This is a genomic window from Erwinia sp. MYb416, from assembly GCF_037479575.1.
In the GTDB taxonomy this organism is placed as follows: Bacteria; Pseudomonadota; Gammaproteobacteria; order Enterobacterales; family Enterobacteriaceae; genus Erwinia; species Erwinia rhapontici.
This window is the reverse complement of the sequence record NZ_JBBGYT010000438.1, coordinates 490,281-512,454: the sequence shown is the minus strand read 5'-3', so window position 1 is coordinate 512,454 and position 22,174 is coordinate 490,281. Positions and strand designations below refer to the sequence as shown.

17 protein-coding genes are annotated in these 22,174 nt (G+C 56.4%); 6 read left to right on the top strand and 11 right to left on the bottom strand.

Annotation, left to right across the window (positions count from 1 at the left end; genetic code table 11):
• Positions 1 to 66: 66 nt before the first annotated feature.
• The 4 genes from WH277_RS11890 to WH277_RS11875 form a co-directional block, all read right to left on the bottom strand.
• Complete coding sequence (locus WH277_RS11890) at positions 67 to 1,044, bottom strand: ABC transporter permease (protein WP_374760155.1); 978 nt, start codon at positions 1,042 to 1,044, stop codon at positions 67 to 69.
• Positions 1,045 to 1,134: 90 nt separating this feature from the next.
• Entirely contained in the window at positions 1,135 to 2,640 is a 1,506-nt protein-coding gene (locus WH277_RS11885; RefSeq protein ID WP_133845653.1) for a sugar ABC transporter ATP-binding protein, read from the bottom strand.
• Positions 2,637 to 4,151, bottom strand: coding sequence for a xylulokinase (gene xylB / locus WH277_RS11880; RefSeq protein WP_167864122.1), 1,515 nt, complete (start codon positions 4,149 to 4,151; stop codon positions 2,637 to 2,639). The genes WH277_RS11885 and xylB overlap by 4 nt, the downstream gene beginning before the upstream one ends.
• A gap of 3 nt (positions 4,152 to 4,154) precedes the next feature.
• Entirely contained in the window at positions 4,155 to 5,189 is a 1,035-nt protein-coding gene (locus WH277_RS11875; protein WP_159337457.1) for an NAD(P)-dependent alcohol dehydrogenase, read from the bottom strand.
• A 221-nt stretch (positions 5,190 to 5,410) separates the two neighbouring features.
• Between WH277_RS11875 and WH277_RS11870 the strand changes: the two genes are divergently transcribed.
• The 3 genes from WH277_RS11870 to WH277_RS11860 all read left to right on the top strand — a co-directional run bounded on the left by WH277_RS11870 (position 5,411) and on the right by WH277_RS11860 (position 7,517).
• The gene (locus tag WH277_RS11870) at positions 5,411 to 5,941 is read left to right on the top strand and encodes a D-lyxose/D-mannose family sugar isomerase (protein WP_339505720.1); all 531 of its coding nucleotides are present in this window, start codon (positions 5,411 to 5,413) and stop codon (positions 5,939 to 5,941) included.
• Between the two features lie 87 nt (positions 5,942 to 6,028).
• Positions 6,029 to 7,033 carry a LacI family DNA-binding transcriptional regulator gene (locus WH277_RS11865; RefSeq protein ID WP_234472221.1) on the top strand — a complete coding sequence of 335 codons (1,005 nt, stop codon included), beginning with the start codon at positions 6,029 to 6,031 and terminating at the stop codon, positions 7,031 to 7,033.
• Positions 7,034 to 7,052: 19 nt separating this feature from the next.
• Entirely contained in the window at positions 7,053 to 7,517 is a 465-nt protein-coding gene (locus WH277_RS11860; RefSeq protein WP_133845657.1) for a pyridoxamine 5-phosphate oxidase, read from the top strand.
• 281 nt (positions 7,518 to 7,798) lie between these two features.
• Here WH277_RS11860 and WH277_RS11855 read toward each other — a convergent pair whose 3' ends face one another.
• Both WH277_RS11855 and pqqU read right to left on the bottom strand, forming a co-directional pair.
• Positions 7,799 to 10,180, bottom strand: coding sequence for a glucose/quinate/shikimate family membrane-bound PQQ-dependent dehydrogenase (locus WH277_RS11855; protein ID WP_339505719.1), 2,382 nt, complete (start codon positions 10,178 to 10,180; stop codon positions 7,799 to 7,801).
• A 156-nt stretch (positions 10,181 to 10,336) separates the two neighbouring features.
• The gene (gene pqqU, locus WH277_RS11850) at positions 10,337 to 12,445 is read right to left on the bottom strand and encodes a TonB-dependent receptor PqqU (RefSeq protein ID WP_425268930.1); all 2,109 of its coding nucleotides are present in this window, start codon (positions 12,443 to 12,445) and stop codon (positions 10,337 to 10,339) included.
• Positions 12,446 to 12,962: 517 nt separating this feature from the next.
• On the opposite strand from pqqU, the gene WH277_RS11845 reads away from it, so the two are divergent.
• From WH277_RS11845 to WH277_RS11835, 3 genes are all read left to right on the top strand, one after another.
• Positions 12,963 to 13,343, top strand: a complete 381-nt coding sequence (locus WH277_RS11845; protein WP_133845659.1) for a hypothetical protein — start codon at positions 12,963 to 12,965, stop codon at positions 13,341 to 13,343.
• Between the two features lie 19 nt (positions 13,344 to 13,362).
• The gene (locus WH277_RS11840) at positions 13,363 to 14,505 is read left to right on the top strand and encodes an iron-containing alcohol dehydrogenase (protein WP_133845660.1); all 1,143 of its coding nucleotides are present in this window, start codon (positions 13,363 to 13,365) and stop codon (positions 14,503 to 14,505) included.
• Positions 14,506 to 14,669: 164 nt separating this feature from the next.
• Positions 14,670 to 15,089: an RcnB family protein gene (locus WH277_RS11835; protein WP_133845661.1), complete on the top strand. Its 420-nt coding sequence runs from the start codon at positions 14,670 to 14,672 to the stop codon at positions 15,087 to 15,089.
• Between the two features lie 253 nt (positions 15,090 to 15,342).
• Here WH277_RS11835 and WH277_RS11830 read toward each other — a convergent pair whose 3' ends face one another.
• The 5 genes from WH277_RS11830 to WH277_RS11810 all read right to left on the bottom strand — a co-directional run bounded on the left by WH277_RS11830 (position 15,343) and on the right by WH277_RS11810 (position 22,133).
• Positions 15,343 to 16,998, bottom strand: a complete 1,656-nt coding sequence (locus WH277_RS11830) for a methyl-accepting chemotaxis protein (protein ID WP_339505718.1) — start codon at positions 16,996 to 16,998, stop codon at positions 15,343 to 15,345.
• A 118-nt stretch (positions 16,999 to 17,116) separates the two neighbouring features.
• Positions 17,117 to 18,709 carry an ABC transporter ATP-binding protein gene (locus WH277_RS11825; protein WP_339505717.1) on the bottom strand — a complete coding sequence of 531 codons (1,593 nt, stop codon included), beginning with the start codon at positions 18,707 to 18,709 and terminating at the stop codon, positions 17,117 to 17,119.
• A 3-nt stretch (positions 18,710 to 18,712) separates the two neighbouring features.
• Entirely contained in the window at positions 18,713 to 19,522 is an 810-nt protein-coding gene (locus WH277_RS11820; protein WP_133845664.1) for an ABC transporter permease, read from the bottom strand.
• Positions 19,523 to 19,592: 70 nt separating this feature from the next.
• Complete coding sequence (locus WH277_RS11815; protein WP_133845665.1) at positions 19,593 to 20,582, bottom strand: ABC transporter permease; 990 nt, start codon at positions 20,580 to 20,582, stop codon at positions 19,593 to 19,595.
• A 6-nt stretch (positions 20,583 to 20,588) separates the two neighbouring features.
• Complete coding sequence (locus WH277_RS11810) at positions 20,589 to 22,133, bottom strand: ABC transporter substrate-binding protein (RefSeq protein ID WP_339505716.1); 1,545 nt, start codon at positions 22,131 to 22,133, stop codon at positions 20,589 to 20,591.
• Positions 22,134 to 22,174: the final 41 nt, after the last annotated feature.

Here is a 22,174-nt window from a genome sequence, read left to right as displayed (position 1 = left end):
GTCAACTTATTCATGAAAACTCCTGGTTATGTAGGGTGATATTTTTATGTCATCAGGAAAATATGATTAATCGCGTTGTTGTTTACGTGATGGGTCAAGCAACACTGCCACCACAATTAATGCCCCTTTAATAATCTGCTGGTAATAAGACTGAACGCCCAGCAGATCCAGGCCATTATTCATGACGCCAATAATTAAAATACCGAACAGCGTGCCGACCAGCGTACCCACGCCGCCCGCCATACTGGTGCCACCAATCACCACTGCCGCTATCGCATCCAGCTCATAGGCAGCCCCGGCATTGGTCTGCGCCGAGCCGGTGCGTGCCGTCAGGATAAGGCCAGCAATCCCCGCCAGCGCGGCACACAGGGTGTAGACCAGCACTTTGATTTTCACCACGCTGATCCCGGAGGTGCGGGCACTTTTTTGATTCCCCCCGACGGCATAGACATAGCGGCCAAACAGCGTTTTATTCAGCAGTATCCAGGCCAGTGCAAACAACACGATAAAAATAATCACCGGTAGCGGGATGCCCAGCAGATACCCGTTACCCAGGGCGCGAAAGTCAGGGTTTAGCTGTGATACCGGATTACCATCGGTGGTCAGCAGTGCCAGGCCACGCGCTGCCGACAGCATTCCCATGGTGACAATAAACGGTTGCAGGCGGTAGCGAGCCAGAATCGTACCGTTCAGCAGGCCACAGACAATGCCGATCCCCAGCGCGACGATTAACGGCATAATGACCGCATGTGCCGTATCACCGATGGCCAGCCCGCTGTTGGTGGTGGCAAAGCGCGCCGCGACAATGCCGCTTAGCGCCAGAACAGAGCCGACCGACAGATCCACCCCGGCGGTAATAATAACAAAGGTCATTCCGATGGCGAGAATGCCATTAATAGACACCTGGCGTAATACAATCAGCGTATTTTCATGACTGAGAAAATAATTACTGCTCCACGCACCGTTCGCGACCTGCACTTCACCAATTACGGTGACAATCAGGCACAGCACAAAAAAGGCGATAATAATGCCGTATTTATGCATCCGGCGTTTATTACGCGTAAAGAAAGACAGCCCTGGAGTCAGAGAAGATGTCGAATTCATTACAATTACTCTCTCGTTATAAAAAGATTATTACACCGCCAGCTTCATTAATTCAGCCTGGGTGGCATTTTCAGCCGACAGTTCTCCGGCCAGCGCGCCATCTTTAAAGACTAATATACGGTCGCTCATTCCAATAATTTCTGACAGTTCGGAGGACACCATAATAATGCCGCGATCCTTGAGCGCGAATTCCGACATAAAACGGTAGATCTCTTTTTTGGCTCCCACATCAATCCCGCGCGTCGGCTCATCCAGCAGCATCACCTGAGGTTCCAGCAGCGCCCAGCGCCCCAGCACCACTTTTTGCTGATTACCCCCGCTGAGATTGCCCACCAGCTGGTCGCCATCGGGGGTTTTCACATTAAAACGCGCAATCATCTCACGGGTACGCTGGCGCTCTTTGCTGTCACTGATAAACCCGGCGCGGCTGATGGCGGGAAACGAGGCGATATTAATGTTCTCATTCACCGAACGGCATAGCACCAACCCGGTTTCTTTCCGATCTTCAGTGACATAGGCAATCCCACTGTCGATAGCCTCTCTGGGCGAATGCCGCCCGAGGATCTTCTCCCCCAGTTGAATGGTGCCGCTGTGCGCATGTTCGATTCCAAAGATCAGATCGAGAAATTCGCTGCGCCCGGAACCCACCAACCCGTAGATCCCGAGGATCTCACCGCGCCTCAGCGTCAGGCTGATATCGCGCACCTTCTTGCCCCAGCACAGGTTATTCACCTGCATCATCACTTCTTCACCTGGCTGGTTGAACTTGGCAAATTCACTGTCAAATTCGCCGCCAATAATGTGCTCAATCAACTGTTCACGAGTGATATCGCCCAGCAGCCCTTCATGGATATAGCTGCCGTCACGGAAGATGGTATAGCTGTCGGCAATCTGGAAAATTTCTGCCAGGCGGTGAGAAACATAAATAATCCCTTTGCCTTTCTCCGCCAGCCGGGTGATGGCCTGGAAGATCTTCTGCACGTCCTCTTCACCGATGGCCGAGGTCGGTTCATCCATAATGATGATATCGGCGTTGGCGTGTGACAGGGCTTTAGCAATCTCGACCAACTGCTGTTCAGCCACGCTGAGGTTGCGCATTTTTTCTGTTGGCGACAGGGTAAAATGCAGGTCAGCCAGCAGCTCCGCCGTTTGTCGGTTCATCCGGCCAAAATCGACAAAACCAAAGCGGCGTGGCTCCCGACCCAGCCAGATATTCTCCGCCACCGTCAGGTCAGCAATAGTGCTCAGCTCCTGCTGCACAATAGCGATCCCTGCGGCAAGCGCTTCTTTCGGGTGGGAGAATTCGCAGCGCTTTCCATTGATAAAGATGTCGCCGCTGTCCGGCTGAATAAAGCCCATTAAGATGCTGAGAAAGGTCGACTTCCCGGCACCGTTACCGCCACACAGCGCATGGATCGAACCACGACGCAGACAGAACTCTGCATTTTTCAGCGCCACCACCGGCCCGAAGCTCTTTTTCACCCCGCTGACTTCCAGCAGCATGGCAGCCTGGGATTCATCTGCTAACTGACTCATAACGTCACCTCATATTCTTTCTGCAACCGATGCAGATAGCGCTGATAAAGGTCAGCATAGCGGCGCTGCCGTTCAGCGTCTGGCCGGGCACGGGTGCTCTCATCCAACTGTACAAACTGCTGGCACAGCCGGGCCAGCAGTGCGGCGGCAGGCTGAGGGCTGCCCGACGCCAGACGGTGGCACCAGATAGCCTGGATCGCGGCGCCCAACGCCGCGCTCTCTTTCTCCTGCGGGCAGACCACGGGGCAGTTCATCACATCGGCAACAATCTGCCGCCAGCGCGGGCTGTTGGCTCCGCCCCCGGTGAGGCGGATTTCACTGACCTCAATGCCCTGCTGGCGAAACAGATCCAGTCCATAACGCAGACCGTAAGTCGCCCCTTCCACCACCGCCAGGCAGAGGTTGGCCGGGGTGAAATTATTACTGTCGAGGTTGTACAGACTGGCCCGGGCTCCGGGCAGCTCCGGCACACGTTCGCCGTTAAAGAACGGCAGCATCAGCATGCCGCCTGCCCCGGGTTCCGCTTCTTCCAGCGCACGATTAAACGCCACCACATCCTGTTGCAGCAGGTTCTGTACCGCGGTACTGGCCGAGGTCACATTCATGGTGCAGATCAGCGGCAACCAGCCATTACTGCTGGAGCAAAAACCGGCGATCATCGCCGAATCCGCCACCACCGGGCTGTCAGCGCAGGAGAACAACGTCCCGGAGGTGCCGAGACTCATGGTCAGCATGCCCGGCTGGATATTGCCAGTGCCGATGGCCGCCATCATATTGTCGCCGCCGCCGCTGGCAACCAGTGTACCGGCACGCAGCCCCAGCGCCTGAATAGCACGTTCGCACACGATGCCAACAGGTTGTTCTGCCGACACCAGTGGCGGCAGCGCACGCCATAAACGCCCGCTGTTATCAATCAGCTCGACGGTGCGGCGATCCCAGCAGCGCTGGCGAATATCAAACAATCCGCTACCCGAGGCATCGCCATACTCTGCGCGCCGTTCACCGGTCAGCCAAAAATTCAGATAATCATGCGGTAGCAGCATGGTCGCCAGCCGCTGCCACAGTTCCGGGTGCTGCTGACGGAACCATAAGATTTTCGAGGCGGTATAGCCGGTGGCCAGGGTGAGCCCTAACTGCGCCAGCGATCCCTCCTCTCCCCCTAACTGCGCCAGCAGCCAGGCATTTTCTTCGGCAGTGCTGGTGTCACACCACAGCTTAACCGTATGTAACACCTCTCCCGCCTCATCCAGCGCCACAAAACCATGCTGCTGCCCGGAAACCGCCAGCGCAGCGATCTGCGCCGGGTCGATACCCGCTGCTGCCACGGCCTGGTGAAAAGCCTCTTTCAACGCCGTAATCCACCATTCAGCCTGCTGCTCACGCCTGCCGGATGCGTCGCTGATCAGCGCGTGGGGTGCACTGCCGCTCCCGAGAATAGTGCCGTGCTGGTCATCAACAATCACCACCTTGGTGCCTTGCGTACCACAGTCAATGCCCGCATACAGCGCCATGACTTACTCCATTTCCAGCATGATTTTGATATCGGTCGGGTTGCCTGCGGCTGCGCGTTCAAAGGCGGCCACACTGTCGGCAAATTTATAGGTCTGGGTGATCAGCGGCTGCACCCGCAGCTTGCCGGAACTCAGCAGGCGCAGGGTACGCGGATACATATTGGCGTAGCGGAAAATGGTCTTAAAGGTCACTTCTTTAGCCTGAGCGGCAACAATATCCATCGGCGCGGCATCCACCGGCATACCGACCAGCACGGCAGTTCCCCCCGGTGCAATATGCTGGCTGATGCTGGCGATGGCCGGTTTGGCCCCGCTGCACTCAAACACCACATCAACGCCGTTGCCACTGGTCAGCTGCGCCACTTTTTGTGCCAGAGCATCGCCTTTACTGTTCACCGCATGCAGGCCGGTATAGTTGGCCGCCACCTGCAGTTTTTCGTCGAACAGGTCACAGATAATGACATCCGAGCAACCGCCCGCCAGAGCAGCCAGGGCAGTGACCACGCCAATCGGCCCGGCACCGATCACCAGCGCAATATCGCCGGGTTTGATCGCGGCTTTGGTCGCCGCATGCATGCCGATCGCCAACGGTTCCACCATGGCGCCTTCGGCAAAGCTGACGTTATCCGGCAGTTTGAAGGTAAAGGCCGCTGGGTGGATCACCGTTTCACGCAGGCAGCCGTGAACCGGCGGTGTTGCCCAGAAACGCACGGCCGGGTCAAGGTTGTAGATCCCGGCGCGCGACTGTGCCGACTGCATATCCGGAATACCTGGCTCCATACACACACGATCGCCAGGCTGCACATGCCGAACAGCACTCCCCACCGCCATCACGACACCGGAGGCTTCATGGCCCAGCACCATCGGAGCGTTAACCACAAACGGCCCGATGCGACCGTGTTGATAATAGTGAACGTCACTGCCGCAGATACCCACAGAGTGAATTTTGATCTGCACATCGGTATCGCCCAGATGTTCGCTGAACTCCCGATCCTCGATGGCAATTTTACCTGCCTGCTGCAGTACCAATGCTTTCATGGATGACTCCCTGTTGATAATAAAATGATACCGTTAACATCAATATGACGCCGATAGTAAAAGAAACGCCGTGATAAATGTGTGAGCACGGTTAAAATTTTAGCATTTTTGTAACTCAGGGAGAAAAAACGGGGCAATAATGGCATCAGACAAGCGATAAAGATCAAAAACACTCACACAAAAAATGATATCGATAACAACACAATCATTAGAGGATCATCATGAGCGCACATCAACAGGCCATCAGCCAGACCCTTCACTACCTGCAGGAAGCGTCGATATTGCTCACCGCGGCTGAGGAGCAGCAGATCGAGATCGCCACCTTTGGCCTGCCAGACTACCCCCTCTCCGGCCTGCAACTGCTCACCTATATCAACAGCCCGCGCTACTGCGCCAAGGAGCTGGTACTGTTTCCACACCAGACCTGTCCGGAGCATCTGCACCCGCCGTTTAACGGCACACCGGGTAAACAGGAGACGTTCCGCTGTCGATGGGGCGAGGTGTGGTTATTTGTTGATGATGAGAGCCTGACCCTGAATAACGGCACCTGCCAGCTACCGGAAGGGGCGGAACAGTGGTATACCGCACAGCACTTTATTTTGCTGCGGCCTGGCGAGCAGTACACCATTGCCCCCAACACCCGCCACTGGTTCCAGGCCGGCAAGCAGGGTGCAGTGGTGTCGGAATTCTCTTCGGAAAGCCGTGATGACCTTGATGTGTTTACTGATCCGCGCGTTAACCGCCTCGTCTGAGCCTGTAGCGGATTGATTCGCATCATGTCTGGGGATCTGTCATGATACATCAATGGTACAAAATGATTTGATATCCAGGAGTTCACCTTGCCGTCAGGCCGGAAAGTTAAAGCCACGCTCTCAAGCGTGGCAGCAGAAGCAAACGTCAGCAAAATCACCGTTTCCCGCGCCTTTACCCATCCGGAAAAAGTGCATCCGGACACCCTGAAACGGGTGCTGGCCACCGCCACAGAGATGGGCTACGTGGTGAACACCGCAGCGCGTAATCTGCGTGCGCGTGACAGTAAAACCATCGGTATTGTTAATCCGGATATGAACAACCCGTTTTTCGGGGGGCTGACCCGGTTGATGACGCTGGAAGCGGAAAAAGCGGGGTACGATACGCTGATTTTTGATTCGCGGGAGTCGCAGGAGCATGAGAACCGTATCATCGATAAGCTGATCGGCTATAACGTTGATGCCATCGTCCTGTCGGTAATCTCGTCAGACTGCAACTACCATCCCGCTTATCTGCACCGGCTGGAAGCGCTGAATATCCCGGTGATTCTGGTCGATAGAGAACTGGATGCCAGTGCCTGTAGCGGGGTCTATATCGATAATCTTGACTGCGGCCTGCAGGCGGGCCGTTATCTGCTGGAACAGCAGGCGCAACGTGTGGTGGTGGTTTCCGGGCCGCAGGACTCCAACGTGGCACGCGAGCGCGTGACCGGTCTGAGCGCGGCCTTGCAGGGTAAAATCGCCAGCTTCGAGGTCCTGTACGCCGATTTTTTGATGGACGTCGCCGCCAGAGTCACCAGTGAATATCTTGACCACCACGCCCCACCGGACTATTTCGTCGGCTGTAATAACCAGATATCGCAGGGGATCATTAAATCCTGCATCGATCATCAGCTGAGCCCAATGCAGGACGTTTCGCTGTTCAGTATTGATGAGATCTCACATGCACCGATTTACGGCTTCCACTTCCCGTGTATTGCCCATGATTTGCATGAGATGGCCTGGCAGGTGATCAATCTGGCGGTCCGCCGGGCCACCGAAAGTGAAGTCAAACCGGGTAAAGTGATTGTTCGTGGTAAAATGGTCGTACCCTAATCAACTGAAGGAACGACTGATGAACAACCCTACACTGCCGCCTGCTCTGCTGACCCTGCTTGACGGCTCAATACCTGAAAGCCATCGGTATCAGGCGATTCGTCTGTCCAGCGTGGGTGAAAATGGCTGGCCCTATGCGGCACAGCTGAGCCTGGGGGAAATCATTGCCTGCTCCCCGAATGAGCTGCTGTTTGCCATCTGGCCAGACTCCACCACCACGCGCAATCTGAAGCGGGATGGCAGGATCACGCTGGCACTGGTGCTCAATGATGCGGTGGTGGAGATTCAGGCACTGGCAGAGGCACGCCCGGAAACGCTGACCGATCTTAAACTGGCGGTATTCAGCGCTGAGGTTAAGCAGGTGATCGCCCATCGGGCACCTTATGCCACGGTGACCAGTGGGTTAACGTTCAGTCTGAACGATGAAGTAGCGGCGCTGGCCCGCTGGCGGGAACAGATTACGGCGCTGAAAACGCTGGCATAAAAAAAAGGGCGACTTCACAGTCGCCCTTTTGCTTTGCGGGTCAGGCATGCCTGACCCCTACAGGATTGTCGTCGGTACGAGTCAAACAGGCCGGACATACCCGGCCCCTACGAAGAGCGATCTTGCTTTGCATCATTCGTAGGGGCGAAGCATGCCTGACCCCTACAGGATTGTCGTCGGTACGAGTCAAACAGACCGGACATACCCGGCCCCTACGAAGAGCGATCTTGCTTTGCATCATTCGTAGGGGCGAGGCATGCCTCGCCCGAGGTTAACCGCCGTTATTTGCTGTCAGGCAGCGCATAAGCTTTCACATAATCACCCAGCTTGGTGCCGAACGAACCGTGGCCACCCGCAACGATCAGCACATACTGCTTACCGTTCACTTCATAGGTCATTGGTGTCGCCTGGCCACCCGCTGGCAGACGCGCTTCCCACAGCTGTTTGCCGTTAGAGACGTTGAATGCACGCAGGTAGTTATCGGCGGTGGCAGCAATGAAGAACACGTTACCGGCCGTCGTCACCGGCGCGCCCAGCATTGGCATACCCATTTTAAACGGCAGCGGAACCGGTGAGCTGTCGCGCACGGTGCCGATACGTTTTTTCCACACGATATCGTTGGTTTTCAGGTCAACCGCAGAGATGTAGCCCCATGAAGGCTGTTTGCATGGGAAGCCCAGCGGAGACAGGAACGGATTCAGCGTCACGCCGTACGGCAAGCCGTACTGTGGCTGAACGCCGGACTCAGTACCGGTACCGCCCTTATCATTCTCATCCGGCTCATTCGGGTTACCCGGACCACGTGGGATCAGACGGGAAACAAACGGCAGCGCCATTGGATTCGTGACCGCAACCTGACGATCGGTATCCACGGCAATACCGCCCCACTCGAACATACCGAGGTTACCCGGGAACACCAGAGTTCCCTGCTCAGATGGCGGAGTGAACGGACCTTCATAACGTAACTGGTGGAACATCACACGACAAATCAGCTGATCGTAGATAGTGGCACCCCACATATCTTTCCCGGCCAGCTGGGCTTTCGGGCGGAAGCTCAGTTCAGAGTAAGGCTGCGTAGGGGAAACGTGATCGCCCTTGGCTGCGCCACCCGGAACCTTCATTTCCGGTGCCGGAACAACAGGCTTACCGTTGGTACGGTTCAGCACAAAGATGTCACCGGTTTTGGTCGGAATGTAGATGACCGGAACCTTGTTACCGTCTTTGTCGTTGATATCAGCCAGCGTTGGCTGTGCCGGAACGTCCATATCCCACAGATCGTGGTGAACCGTCTGATAGAACCAGGCCAGCTTACCGGTGGTGGCATTCAGTGCCAGCATACCCGTGGCGAAACGCTCCATTTCCGGGGTACGGTGACCGCCCCAGATATCAGGGGTCGAAACACCAATTGGCAGGTAAACCAGGTCCAGTTTGGCATCGTAAGACGCCGGAGCCCATGAGTTCGGAGAGTTCGGCGTGTAGTGCTGCTCGCCTTCCGCAATCACGTTTGGATCTTTCGCGCCGGTATCGAAGGCCCACAGCAGTTTACCTGTGTTGACATCGAAACCACGGATCACACCGGACGGCTCTTTGGTTGAGTAGTTATCGGTGACCGCACCGGCCATCACAATAGTGGTGCTGGTGATGATGGGCGGTGACGTTGGTTCGTAAGAACCCACTTTGTTGTAAGGCAGATTGCTCTGCAGGTTCAGCTTACCGTTGTCGCCGAATTCCGGGCACAGAGCGCCGGTTTCAGCGTCCAGCGCATACAGACTACCGTCATTGACCGGCAGTAACACGCGGCGTGAGCACAGCGCAGGCTGAGTTCCGGCCGGGGTCGCTGCGGCTTCTGGCGTCTGGTAGTAAGACACACCACGACAGGTCACATGCTGGAACGTCGGGTCCGTCTTCATCTTCGGATCAAACTTCCACTTCTGCTTACCCGTCGCCGCATCCAGAGCAAACAGCTGCTGGTGCGCAGTACACAGATACAAAGCATCGCCGATTTTGATTGGCGTGACTTCGTTGGTGATCTCACCCGGATCGTTAGGTGTTTTCAGGTCGCCGGTCTGGAAGGTCCAGGCTTCCTGCAGCTTATCAACGTTAGTGTCGTTAACCTGCTTCAGCGGGGAGTAACGCGTACCGCCCTGCGTACGGCCATAAGCCGGCCAGTCACCTGCCGGAATACCGTCGTCAGCCGGGGCCGCCGCGGCCTGATCCTGGCTCAGCGTGCCGTTGATTTCCTGCGGGTCGTTAAACACCGAGTAAGCCAGCACCGCGACCACAAACACCAGCACGGCTGAAAGTGCCACGCGAGGGAATGTACCCGTTGAACCCAGGCCACGCCAGATGAACGGCAGCACCATCCACAGGCCGAGGAAGAAGGTGACGTCCAGACGCGGTGTCAGCGCCCAGAAGTCGGAACCCACTTCCCACAGTGACCAGATAGTGGTCGCCAGCAGAAAGAGTGCGTAGAACAGCAGCGCTGCGCCACGGCGGCGATACAGCATAAAAGCTGTGATCAGCAGAACCACACCAGCGATGATGTAGTAGAGCGAGCCACCCAGTTTAGCCAACCAGATACCGCCAATTAACAGATACAGACCACTCAGAGTGGCGAAAATCGCTGTTAACAGGATCAGTATTCTTGATGCTTTACTTTGCATAGTTTGAACCTTACCAAAATTTAAAGTCATCGATTAAGCGAGAGCCCAATCTTTTAGTTTTATACTTCCTATCCATACGGTGTCGTTGGCCCGCCACTGCAGGCGCTTCAGCAGGCCATTACTGGATTCATTGCCGTATTGTCTTCGGCGAAATACTCAGAACTGATACGTCATGGTGGCACCGCCGCCCCAGTTACGCCCCGGTGCAGGTTCGTAGTAGCGGTTATTGCCTTCATTCACGATAACGGAGCCGACGTACTCACGGTCGAACAGGTTATCGACGCGGCCAAACAGGTCCAGCGACCACTGGCTCCAGTTGAAACGGTAGCCACTGTTTAGGCTGGTCACGGCGTAGGACGGTGCCTGCGCATCGTTCGCATCATTGGCCTGAATGTCACTCATATAACGAATATCGGCACCGGCATGCCAGCCGCTTTCCGGTGCATACGCCAGTGAAGCGTAGCCCATATTGCGCGCAATACCGGGCAGGCGGTTACCCGCAGGGGTACAGCTTGTACCTGTCGCATTACAGGTTTCATTGCGGTACGTGGCATCCAGCAATGTCCACGCCAGCTTCAGGTGCCAGTCCATCGCGAACTGCTGGTCAAAGCCCAGCTCCAGGCCACGACGGCGCGTTTCTCCGGCATTTTTGTACACCGCACGACCACCGGAGCTGCTGTCGACCACCAGCTCGTTATCGGTATTGGTCTGGAACACAGCGGCGGTCAGCAGGCCATAACCGATGCGGGTTTTACTGCCCAGTTCAACGGTGTCGCTGGTCGCGGGTTTCAGCCCCAGGTTCAGACCGGTCTGCGTACCGGAAGTCGAACGGTAAGAAAGCTCATTAATCGTCGGGGTTTCGAAACCACGCCCGGCAGAAGCATAAAGATTCCATGCATCGGTCACCGCATAGTTCACCGAGCCCATCGGCAGCAGCTTGTGATAGCGCGCGCTGCCGCTGTCATCACCGTTAACACTGGTTATATAGTAGTCGGTGGAATCAAAGTTCACCGTGCTGTAGCGCAACCCGGCATCCAGCGTCCACTTTGGCGTCAGCTGCCAGCTGGTTTGCAGATAGGGATCGAGGTTCCACATGGTGTTTTTTTCGTTGCGGCGTTGATCGCCCTTCTCACCGAACTGGTTAACCCCGTTGACCGTATTGTAGTTCTGGAAGCCCTGACGGCGTTCGGTCATGGTTTCATAGTCGAGGCCGCCAATCAGCGTCACCGGTACAGAGCCGAGCTGACCGTCGTGCTTCCAGCGGGTATCCACTCCCTGATATTTACGCTCCAGCACAATGACGCCGCCCGGATAGGTAGCGAGCTGCTGAGTACCATAAGGGATCGACTGATACTGCGTAGTGTGGCGCTCGCCGTGCCAGGTGGTCAGCGTCAGTTGGTCGTTTTCACTCATCTCACGCTGATAACGCAGGCCGACCTGAGTCTGGTCGAGGCTCTTACGGGTATTAAAGTTATCGCCACGCGGCGACTGGCGCGGATTGGCTTTATATTCTTCTTCCGTCAGACCACCGGGATCGTTAGCATCCACGGAGACGCTGTTAAACATCAGCGTCAGGGTACTGACATCATCAAGACGCACGCCGAGCTTACCGTTACCGAGGCTTTTCTGCGTACCGCTGTGGTCGCGGAAGCCGTGGGTGGTAAAGCGCGAACCGGAAATCGTGTAATTCACGTCCCCCGCCTGGGTGCCATCACCGGTGGCGCCGCTGGCTTTGACGCTGTTACGCCATGAGCCGTAGCTGCCGAAGTAAGTGCCCGCTTCCAGCGTGGTGGGCTGGCTGCCCGTTTCGCTGTCAATATTCACCACGCCGCCGGACGCATTGCCGTACAGCGCAGAATAAGGCCCACGCAGCACTTCCACCTTGCCCACCGAGTTAATATCAATGTTCGACGTCTGCCCCTGCCCATCCGGCATGGTGGCGGGAATGCCATCAACATACAGCCGCACGCCGCGCACACCGTACATGGAACGGCTGCCGAAGCCGCGCACGGACAGTTGCAGATCCTGAGCATAGTTCTGGCGATTCTGAATTTGCAGCCCCGGCACGCCGCCAAGGTTTTCGGAAAGGTTCACCTGAGCGCTGGCACGGCGCAGCTCGTCGCCGTCCACCACGCTGACCGCTGCCGGGGTATCCAGTTCGGACAGGCCCGTGCGCTGTTTAATCACCATCAGGGACGATTCCTGTCCCTGAACAGGGGCGGCATCGGTAGACGTTTGTGCATAGCTGACAGCAGCAGGCGTCATCAGAAACAGAGGCGTCAGAAAGTAAGCAGAGGTTTTATTATTCACTGGAATTATTCGATAAGTAAAAATAATGCTAAAAGTCTTACCCGGCCCAGCCCGGTAAGCGCCCGACGTTCCCTGACGTACACGGCTTTGTCTTCACCAGGCAACCTCGTCAAAAGTATATAACCCCTGGTCAGGTTTGCTCAGTTCATCGACAAAGAACGCTTCCCTGTTACGCGCTGACGTCTTTTTCTGTACGGCAGTTACGCGTCCCTGCCAGCACTTATGTGATGCATGTCACAAAACGGTGGCGATTGTAGCACTCATTAATTTGCTTGCGAACTATTGTTAACGTTTTGGCTGAATTGATTCATTTTAACGTTACAAAATAGAGGGTTATTGAATCTTATGCTACACAGCGATAGTGAACACTAACTATCCAGAGAAGCATGACTCTACAATGACGTTATTATCGGGCCGGGCTATAATCAGTCGCATCACACCCAATGTGGAACCGCCACTAACAGGATGTACTATGCCGAATTCAGGACACTGGCTGTTGCCCTCTCTCCCTTCACCGCAGCGTGCCATCCGTATACTGTTGCCTTCGCTGGTCTTTCTGCTTGCTGCGTGCTCCTCAGACTATAAAGGTCAGTCGTGTCCCGGGGAGATACAAACCTTGACCGGGCAACCGCAGGGGGCCACCCAGGCGATGATTATTGACCGCTTCAGCTCATTCTCCGTTGAGTTGCCAGACCTCAGGCTCGACAGCGGGCCACTACAGTCCAACGATCGCCAGCTCTATATTCCCTCAGCCACCACGCCGGATGGCTGGCTGGCACAGCGTATTTCCGATCATCGTTTCGCGATTATTAACGCCCCGAAAGACCAGGCGATCACCTTTACCTGCCCTTAACCTGCGAGAACTTCTGCCGATGTCCACGCGTCAATTGATTACTAACCGACACACTTTTTTTGGCCGCGGTAGCCTGCAACAACTGGTCCCGCTGCTGAACGATCCGCTATTGCCCACGCTGCTGTTCTGTGGCCGTTCGTTTCTTAACGGCAGCGCCTGGCAACAGCTTCAACCCCAGCTGGAGCCCCTGCTGTGCGGCGTGGAAATCGTCAGTCATGAAGCTTCCCCTGATGAGATCGATGCCTGGGTGGCACGCTGGCGTGATAAGGCTAAACGCGTGGTCGCTATTGGCGGCGGCAGCGTGCTGGATGCTGCCAAAGCGGTTGCCGCACTCAGCCAGCATCCGCTTAATACCCTGCGCTATCTGGAAAAAGTCGGCGATACCGCCGTGAGTGGTGCCACACTTCCGCTGATTGCGATCCCCACTACGGCGGGAACGGGCAGCGAAGTGACGCAAAATGCCGTGATCACCGACAAAAATAAGCTCAACGTCAAAGCGTCATTACGCCACGCTAACTTTGTGCCGCAAATAGCGATCCTCGACCCAGACCTGCTGCGCGGTGCGTCAGATCATGTGCTGGCCTGCTGCGGTATCGATGCCTTTACGCACCTGTTTGAGGCTTATCTCTCCCAGAACGGCAATGCCTTTACCCAACAGACCGCCATCAGTGGGATGCGGGCCTTTATGCGCGGCTGGGCGGCGCTTAATCAGGAGGATGAAGCTGGTAATGAGGCGCGTGAACAGATGATGATGGCGTCATGGCTCGGCGGGCAGAGCCTGAGCATGGCCGGGCTGGGCGTGATCCACGGTATCGCCGGAGAGCTGGGTGCTATCAGGGATTTCCATCATGGGGAAGTGTGCGGTCGCCTGCTGCTGCCGTTCCTGCATCTGCTGAATGAGAGCGAACATCCGCAGCAGATCGCCCTGATGCAGCAGCTGGGTGCGGCCCTGTTCCCGCTGGGAGAAGGGGCAACGGCAAGACGGCTGGCCAGTTGGCTGACCGATAACGCGATTCACCCGTTCTGGCAATCTCCTCCCGCCCTGAACAAACAAGAGATCGACTGGGTTCTGGCCCGTTCTAACAGCAAAAACAGCCTGGTGACCTACAGCGTGGAACAACAGCGCTGGCTGCTGGAGCAGGCCTACCCGGGCGCAGATTAAGCACGGATGCCGGGCACACTGTGGAGAGGTGCCCGGCATTGCGTTAAGGAAGTTTAAAGATTCCGTTAAACCCGGCGACTTCAGACTTTTACCCTTGTTCAACCGCCCGCCAGACGCCACATTCCTTCTGTCTGAACATTGATTCAATCGCAAGGAATAATAAGATGAAAAAGATCGCCACGATTGCCCTCTCGGTCATGATTTGTGCCAGCAGCAGTCTGAGTGCCTTTGCTCAGGGTCCCGGTAATGGCCCAGACCAGCAGCAGCCGGTCAAACATCCACAGCAGCCACAGCATCAACAACAGCAGAAAAGCCCGCAACAAGGTCATGACGCACGGCCCCAGCATACATCGCAGCATCAACAGCGTAGTCACCAGCAGGCAGAGCATCAGCAGAAGCCTGACTTCCGCCGGGGCCACGCCCTGCCGCAGCAGTATCGGGGGAAAGGGTATCAGGTCAGTGACTGGAAAAAACGCGGATTGAAATCGCCGCCATCCGGTCATCGCTGGATGAACGTTGACGGCAATTATGTCTTGATTGCGGTGGCGACGGGCGTAATTGCCTCGGTGATTGCACACCAGTAATAACAGCGGGCGAGGCGTGCCTCGCCCCTACAAATACCGGCTCCCGCCAGGGGACGGGTATACCCGATCCTACAAATACCGCCTCCCGCCAGGGGTCGGGTATCCCCGATCCTACAAATACCGCCTCCCGCCAGGGGTGGGGGGGGGGCCCGCCCCCCCAAATACCCCCTCCCGCCAGGGGTCGGGTATCCCCGATCCTACAAATACCGCCTCCCGGTAGGGGTCGGGCATGCCCGACCCTTTCCATCAACGCTTAGAAAGAACTCCAGTTATCATCCACAGCTGCCGCCGCAGGTTTCGCTAAACGCGCGGCGGGCGCAATGGCCGGTACTTTCTTCTGATGAGTTTCGACCGGAACACGGCGATCGGCCTGCAACCTGAATGCCGATACCAGTTGGCTCAGGGTCGATGCCTGCTCCTGCAACGACTGCGATGCCGCCGACGCTTCTTCAACCAGCGCGGCGTTCTGCTGGGTCACGGTATCCATCTGACCAATCGCCAGATGCACCTGTTCGATGCCCTGACTCTGCTCAGAGGTCGCCGCAGCCATTTCACCGACAATATCCGCCACCTGACGAATTGACCCCTGCACCTTAGCCATATTCTCACCGACATCGGCCGCCTGCACTGCGCCACTCTCCACCAGCTGCGCGGAGGTGACAATCAGATCTTTAATCTCGCGGGCAGCGGTCGATGAACGCTGTGCCAGATTACGTACTTCGCTCGCGACCACGGCAAAACCACGCCCCTGCTCACCAGCACGTGCCGCTTCTACCGCCGCATTCAGCGCCAGGATGTTGGTCTGGAAAGCAATGCCTTCAATCAATCCGGTAATGTCAGAAATTTTACTGGAGCTGATTTTGATTTTATCCATCGTGCCGACCATCGCAGTAACGGCATTCCCACTGTGGACTGACAGATCGTTAGCGGTGCTGGCAAGCGAGCTGGCCTGACGGGCATTTTCGGCGCTCTGTTTGACCGTATCGTTCAGGGTGCTGATGCTGGCGGAGGTTTGCTCCAGTGAGGCAGCCTGTTCTTCGGTACGCGCAGAAAGATCTTCGTTGCCGGCCGCAATCTGGGTGGATGCGGAACTGACAGACTGAGCGGAAGAGGTCACAGAGCCAAGCACGCCAGAAACACGCGCCATCAGGCTGTTAAAGGCCGCAGCGGTTTTACCGATCTCATCATTACGCGAGGCATCTGCCTGCTGGCTGAGATCCAGCGTCTCGCTGACCGACACCATCAGGTTCTGCATCCCGTTCAGGCTGTTACGCACGCTGAAGATGGTTTTCACCGCCAGCAGGCCCAACACAACAATCGCCGCCGTGGCAAAAATCAGCATGCCCCAGAAGACCTTACCGTAGATCTCCGTGTTCTCACGACGCAGCTCATTACTGGCATCGATGTTGAGCTGAATCTGTGCCTGTAAACCGTTTGCCAGCTTACGAACCGCTGCACCCACGCCGTTTTCACCCTGTAACAGCGGCAATGCGCGCGCATCATCATGGGCACGGGAAGCAGTAATAAACTCAGGAAGCGCGGCCTGAATTGCCGTAATGGTATTCAGTGCATCCTGAGTCATGCTGCGGTCGGTATCGTTAGAAATGTCATTGGCCATGTAGTAGTCGGTCAGCGTTTTTAGCTGGCCAACAATCTGGTCTATTTTAGTTTCAATGGGGGGCTGCTTGCTGTCGTTATTTTCACTCTGATGTTCATACAACGCCAGACGCAGTTCGCTGGCAGCACCGATTGTTTTGTCGAGGTCTTTAATACTGGGAATGGCGTTAACCTGCACAAATTCAAAACGGGACTGGAAACCGCTTAACGCTGAGAGGGAATACGCCGACAGCGCGATTAATGACAGCGCCAGTAAGGTGAAAATCAAGAACAGCCGTTTAGTTATGGTCATGCGATATCCCCGGTGTGTTTACAGATAAATTGGACGATCTTTGTCGTCCATCAGCACAGGGTTATCGGTAAACCAGCGGCGTAACTTTATTCATTTACCGTTGGTTTACATTTTATTTTTACATTTGGGTTACAGGCACGCTGGCTTCCTCCAGCCAGCCGGGGCGCATTTCCGGCACTGCCCGCAGCAACTGCGCGGTATAATCATCCAGCGGTGCGGTGAATACCTGCTCCAGACGTCCCTGACGCACCACGCTGCCATAACGTAACACCATGACTTCGTCGGCTACGGCTCTGACCACATGCAGGTCGTGGGTGATAAACAGCAGTGAAACGCCGGTTTCCTGTTGCAGTTTTTTCAACAGCGCCAGTACCTCACGTCCCACCAGCGGATCAAGCGCCGAGGTGGGTTCATCACAGACAATCAGCTCCGGCTCTACCGCCAGCGCCCGTGCGATGCAAACACGCTGTTTCTGCCCGCCGGACAGCGAATGGGGGTAGCGCGCGGCCAGCAGTGGCGACAGGCCGACTTTCTCCAGCAGTTCCACCACCCGGGCCTGGCGCTGCTGTGCCGTCAGCGACGTCAGACAGACCATGGCACGTTCAATTTGCAGACCAATCGTCAGACGGGGGTTAAGCGCCGTATCGGGATGCTGATGAATCATCTGGATGGTTTGCATCTGCTGACGCGAGCGCTGGCGCAGCTGTGGAGGCAGCCGCTGACCGTTAAAGGTGATATCCCCTTCTGAGGGTGCCACCAGGCCACATACTGCCCGGCCGAGGGTTGATTTACCCGCGCCAGACTCGCCGATCAGCGCCAGCGTGCGTCCCCGTCCGACCGTGAGCGAGACCGCGTGCAGTACCGGGTCGCCATGATAGCCAATGCTGATATCGCGCAGGCTCAACAGCGGCAATGTCGCGCTGCGCGGCTGATGCGGTTCACCGTGACTGTGCAACAGGTCGCGGGTGTAGTCCTGCGCGGGCGGCGTCAGCAGCGAGACCGTCTCACCGCTTTCCACTTCACGGCCGTGGCGCAGGACCATAATGCGCTGGCTGAGCTGGGCAACCACCGCCAGATCGTGGCTGATATATAGTGCCGCAACGCCGGTCTGACGAATAACCTGCTGAATCGCCTTGAGCACTTCCAGCTGAGTGGTCACGTCCAGCGCCGTGGTCGGCTCATCAAACACAATCAGTTCCGGCCCGGCGCAGATCGCCATCGCAATCATCGCCCGCTGAAGCTGCCCACCGGACACCTGATGCGGGTAACGGTGGAAAAACACCTCCGGCTGCGGCAGTTGTAGCTGGGCGAAGATCTCAATCGCGCGGCGAATGGCAGCCTGTCGGTTCATCACCCGGTGACGAAGCGTGCTTTCAATCACCTGTTCACCGATTTTCTTCGCCGGGTTGAAAGCGGCGCTGGCCGACTGCGCCACGTAGGCAATTTTCACCCCGCGGACTTTGCGCCACTGGCGTTCCGATAGTGCGGTCAGTTCCTGCCCGGCAAACTGGATTCGCCCACCGCTCAGGGTCATTCCGTGGCGAAAATGCCCCAAAACGGCCTGGCCGATGGTCGATTTCCCGGCACCTGATTCACCAATTAATCCCAGCACTTCTCCTTTGCGCAGGGTAAAGGAGATATCGTCAACCAGGACGGCATCTCCCGCGGTCACCCGCAGTTTATTCACGCTTAACAGCGGTTGTTCACTCATCTTCTACTCCTGCCAGCTACGGCTATGCTGGCTTAACAGCCAGTCAGCAACACTGTTTAATGCCAGTGCCAGCAGGGCAATTGCCGCGCCGGGGATCAGTGCCGCCCAGACGCCAAACAGGATGCCATCTTTATTATCACGCGCCAGGCCACCCCAGTCGGCAGTTGGCGGCTGGATCCCTAAGCCCAGGAAAGAGAGTGCCGACAGGAATAAAAGAATGAAGATAAAGCGCAGGGCAAATTCCGCAATCAGCGTGGTAAAGGCATTGGGCAGGATCTCACGCCACAATACCCAGCCCAGCCGTTCGCCGCGCAAACGTGCGACTTCAATAAATTCCTGTGCCGCGATATCCAGCGCCAGCGAACGTGATACGCGCAGCACACGGGTTGATTCGAGGATGCCCAGCACCGCCACGATCACCGGAATGGTTTTTGGCAGCATCGCCAGCACAACCAGGGCTAAAATCAGCGTTGGGATCGCCATCAAAATATCATTAACGCGCGAGATCACTTGATCGACCCAGCCACGGTAATAGCCCGCAATAAAACCGAGGAAGGTGCCGATGGCAAAGGCCAGCAGCGTAGCCACCGCGCTGACGCTCAGTGAAGTACGGGTACCCCAGATCAGACGAGAGAGAAGATCGCGCCCGAGGTTATCGGTGCCCAGCCAGTTTTCCGGCGTCACGCCACTCCAGGCGCTGCCCACCACGTCGCCGGGCGCATACGGTGCCAGCCACGGAGCCAGAAGTGCCACCAGTACAAACAACACCAGCCCGATGGCACCGGGCAACACAGCAAGTTTCAGCCTAAACATCCACATCAGTTCCTTGTAAAACCCTGCCAGCCTCAATCAGTGCTGTCAGGGTGTATAGCATGACTATTCGTTAGCGACTGTGGCGCAGGCGCGGGTTTGCCAGCAGGGCGACAACATCGGCCAGCAGATTCAGCAGGATATAAATACCCGCCAGCAGCAGTGCACAGTCCTGGATAACCGGGATATCACGCTTACTGATACTGTCCACCATGTACTGGCCGAGACCAGGGTAAACGAAGACGTTTTCAACAATGACCACACCGACCATCAGCCAGGCCAGGTTCAGCACAATCACGTTAATGATGGGCCCCCAGGCGTTCGGTAACACATGACGGAACAGAATGGCGGAGGGCGATAACCCCTTCATCAGGGCGGTATCGACATACGCGGCATTCTGCGCACTGACCAGCGCAGCACGCGTCATGTTGCTCATATGCCCGAGAATGGCGAAGATCAGCGTCATACACGGCAAAGCAATGGCCAGCAGGCGATCGCCCAGCGGCATATCATCAGCAATACTGCTGTTACTCGGCAACCAGAACAGGGTGATAGAGAAGATCAGGATCAGCAGATAGCCGGAGAAAAATTCCGGCAGCGAAACGGCAGCGCGAGTAAACAGATTCAGCAGCCGATCGATCCAGCTTCCCTGGTAGCGCGCGGAGATAAAGCCAATCGTCAGTGCCAGCGGCACCGCGACAATGGCGGTGAAAAAGGCCAGTGACAGGGTATTGGCCAGACGATCAAGCAGCACCGGGGCGATCGCTTCACGGCTGGTAAAGCTGTGACCAAAATCGCCGTGCAGCACGCCGCCCAACCAGGCCAGATAGCGGCCCAGCGCAGGCTGATCCAGCCCCAGCTGTTGATTGAGTGCAGCCACCGCCTGTGGCGTGGCCGTTTGACCGAGGATCGCCGTGGCGGCACTGCCCGGCAGCAACTGGATGCCGGCAAAAATCAGTATCGATACCACCAGCAGCATCACCACACCGGCCAGCAAACGCAGGGCCGTCAGTTTTAACAGGGGAAAGTGACCCTTCCCCCGACGTTCACTAAAATGACTCATTCGCTGTTATGCAAACCACACTTTTTCAGCGGCACGGTTACCGCTCATGGTAAAACCAGGGATAGCAACAAAGCCCTTCACTTTGGTACTGGATGCATCAAGCGCATCGGCGTACAGAGGGATAATTTCACTGCCCTTCTCCACCAGCATCACCTGAATGTCATGATAGATCTGACGGCGCTTCTGCTCATCTTGCTCACCACGCGTAGCAGTGACTAACTGGTCAAACGCGGGCTCTTTCCACTGCGACTCGTTCCACGGGGCATTGCTGGTGAACACCAGCGACAGCAGCGCATCGGCCGTCGGGCGCAGCGACCAGTTGGACGAAACAAAAGGTTTCTTCATCCAGACGTTATCCCAGAAGGCATCGTCCGGCACGCGTTCCACTTTCAGCGGAATGCCAGCACGTTCAGCCGAGTTCTGATACAGCTGGCCAGCATCGACCGCACCCGGGAAGCCAGCTTCAGCCACCGACAACACCAGCGGACCGCTGAAGCCACTTTTCTGCCAGTGATATTTCGCCTTTTCCGGGTCATACGGACGCTGCGGAATGTCTTTAGCAAAGTACGGGCTGGACGGGAAAATCGGGTTATCGTTCGCAACAGTACCGTAGCCACCCAGCACGGTTTTAATGATCTGTTCGCGGTCGATGGCGTATTTCAGCGCCAGGCGGCCATCCAGGGTGTTAAAGGGAGCTGCAGTTGCCAGGCCCGGGAAAGTGAAAATCTGGCTGTCGCGTGAGCGCAGCAGCTGAATAGTCGGCATGTTTTTCAGGCGATCAACAATGCGCGGATTCACACGGTTGATGATGTGCGCAGAACCGCTGGCAAGGGCCGCCACTCGTGCCGTGGAGTCATTCATTGCCAGTGTTTCAACGGAGTCAACGTGACCGCGCGCCGGGTTCCAGTGGTTTGGATTACGCTTCACCAGCGTGCGCACGCCAGGCTTAAAGCTTTCCAGGATGAACGCGCCCGTCCCGATGCCTTTATCAAAGTTCTCGTTTTCTGCGGTGATGGCAAAATGGACATCGCTCAGCAGCGCAATAAACTCCACATTGGGTTCTTTCAGCTTGATGGTCACCTGGTCAGGTGAGGTAGCCTCCAACGAGACGACCGGCTCCAGATAGCCTTTGACCGATGAGCTCGATTTCTCATCACGGTGATGATTCAGTGAATAGACCACGTCTTTCGCCGTCAGCGTGCGGCCATCGTGGAACTGGACCCCTTTACGGATATTCAACACCCAGGTTTTGCTGCCATCGTGGGTTTCCCAGCTTTCCGCCAGTGAAGGGGTGATTTTGCCCTGCTCATCCACTTCGGCCAGGCAGTTAAACAGCTGTGAACCGACAAAATACATATAGGATTCAAACCAGAATGCCGGATCGATGCGGTCAGTGCTGGAAGCGTTATCCATACCGACAATCAGATGCCCCCCTTTTTTGGGGGTGGCCGGTGCGGTTTCAGCCGCCCACAGCGATTGTAATGGCAGACCGGAACAGGCCGCCGCAACGGAGAGCGCACCGGTAGTTTTGATAAAGTCGCGACGATTCATGATGTTGTTTTTTCCTGGTTTTTTATTATTTTTTTCCGCCG

Bases quoted from the DNA above. Each gene is read 5' to 3' on its own strand.
- WH277_RS11890 (WP_374760155.1), bottom strand. From the start codon at position 1,044: ATGCATAAATACGGCATTATTATCGCCTTTTTTGTGCTGTGCCTGATT.
- xylB (WP_167864122.1), bottom strand. From the start codon at position 4,151: ATGGCGCTGTATGCGGGCATTGACTGTGGTACGCAAGGCACCAAGGTG.
- WH277_RS11830 (WP_339505718.1), bottom strand. From the start codon at position 16,998: ATGACCATAACTAAACGGCTGTTCTTGATTTTCACCTTACTGGCGCTG.
- WH277_RS11835 (WP_133845661.1), top strand. From the start codon at position 14,670: ATGAAAAAGATCGCCACGATTGCCCTCTCGGTCATGATTTGTGCCAGC.
- WH277_RS11815 (WP_133845665.1), bottom strand. From the start codon at position 20,582: ATGAGTCATTTTAGTGAACGTCGGGGGAAGGGTCACTTTCCCCTGTTA.
- WH277_RS11885 (WP_133845653.1), bottom strand. From the start codon at position 2,640: ATGAGTCAGTTAGCAGATGAATCCCAGGCTGCCATGCTGCTGGAAGTC.
- WH277_RS11870 (WP_339505720.1), top strand. From the start codon at position 5,411: ATGAGCGCACATCAACAGGCCATCAGCCAGACCCTTCACTACCTGCAG.
- WH277_RS11855 (WP_339505719.1), bottom strand. From the start codon at position 10,180: ATGCAAAGTAAAGCATCAAGAATACTGATCCTGTTAACAGCGATTTTC.
- WH277_RS11860 (WP_133845657.1), top strand. From the start codon at position 7,053: ATGAACAACCCTACACTGCCGCCTGCTCTGCTGACCCTGCTTGACGGC.
- pqqU (WP_425268930.1), bottom strand. From the start codon at position 12,445: ATGACGCCTGCTGCTGTCAGCTATGCACAAACGTCTACCGATGCCGCC.
- WH277_RS11875 (WP_159337457.1), bottom strand. From the start codon at position 5,189: ATGAAAGCATTGGTACTGCAGCAGGCAGGTAAAATTGCCATCGAGGAT.
- WH277_RS11820 (WP_133845664.1), bottom strand. From the start codon at position 19,522: ATGTTTAGGCTGAAACTTGCTGTGTTGCCCGGTGCCATCGGGCTGGTG.
- WH277_RS11840 (WP_133845660.1), top strand. From the start codon at position 13,363: ATGTCCACGCGTCAATTGATTACTAACCGACACACTTTTTTTGGCCGC.
- WH277_RS11825 (WP_339505717.1), bottom strand. From the start codon at position 18,709: ATGAGTGAACAACCGCTGTTAAGCGTGAATAAACTGCGGGTGACCGCG.
- WH277_RS11810 (WP_339505716.1), bottom strand. From the start codon at position 22,133: ATGAATCGTCGCGACTTTATCAAAACTACCGGTGCGCTCTCCGTTGCG.
- WH277_RS11845 (WP_133845659.1), top strand. From the start codon at position 12,963: ATGCCGAATTCAGGACACTGGCTGTTGCCCTCTCTCCCTTCACCGCAG.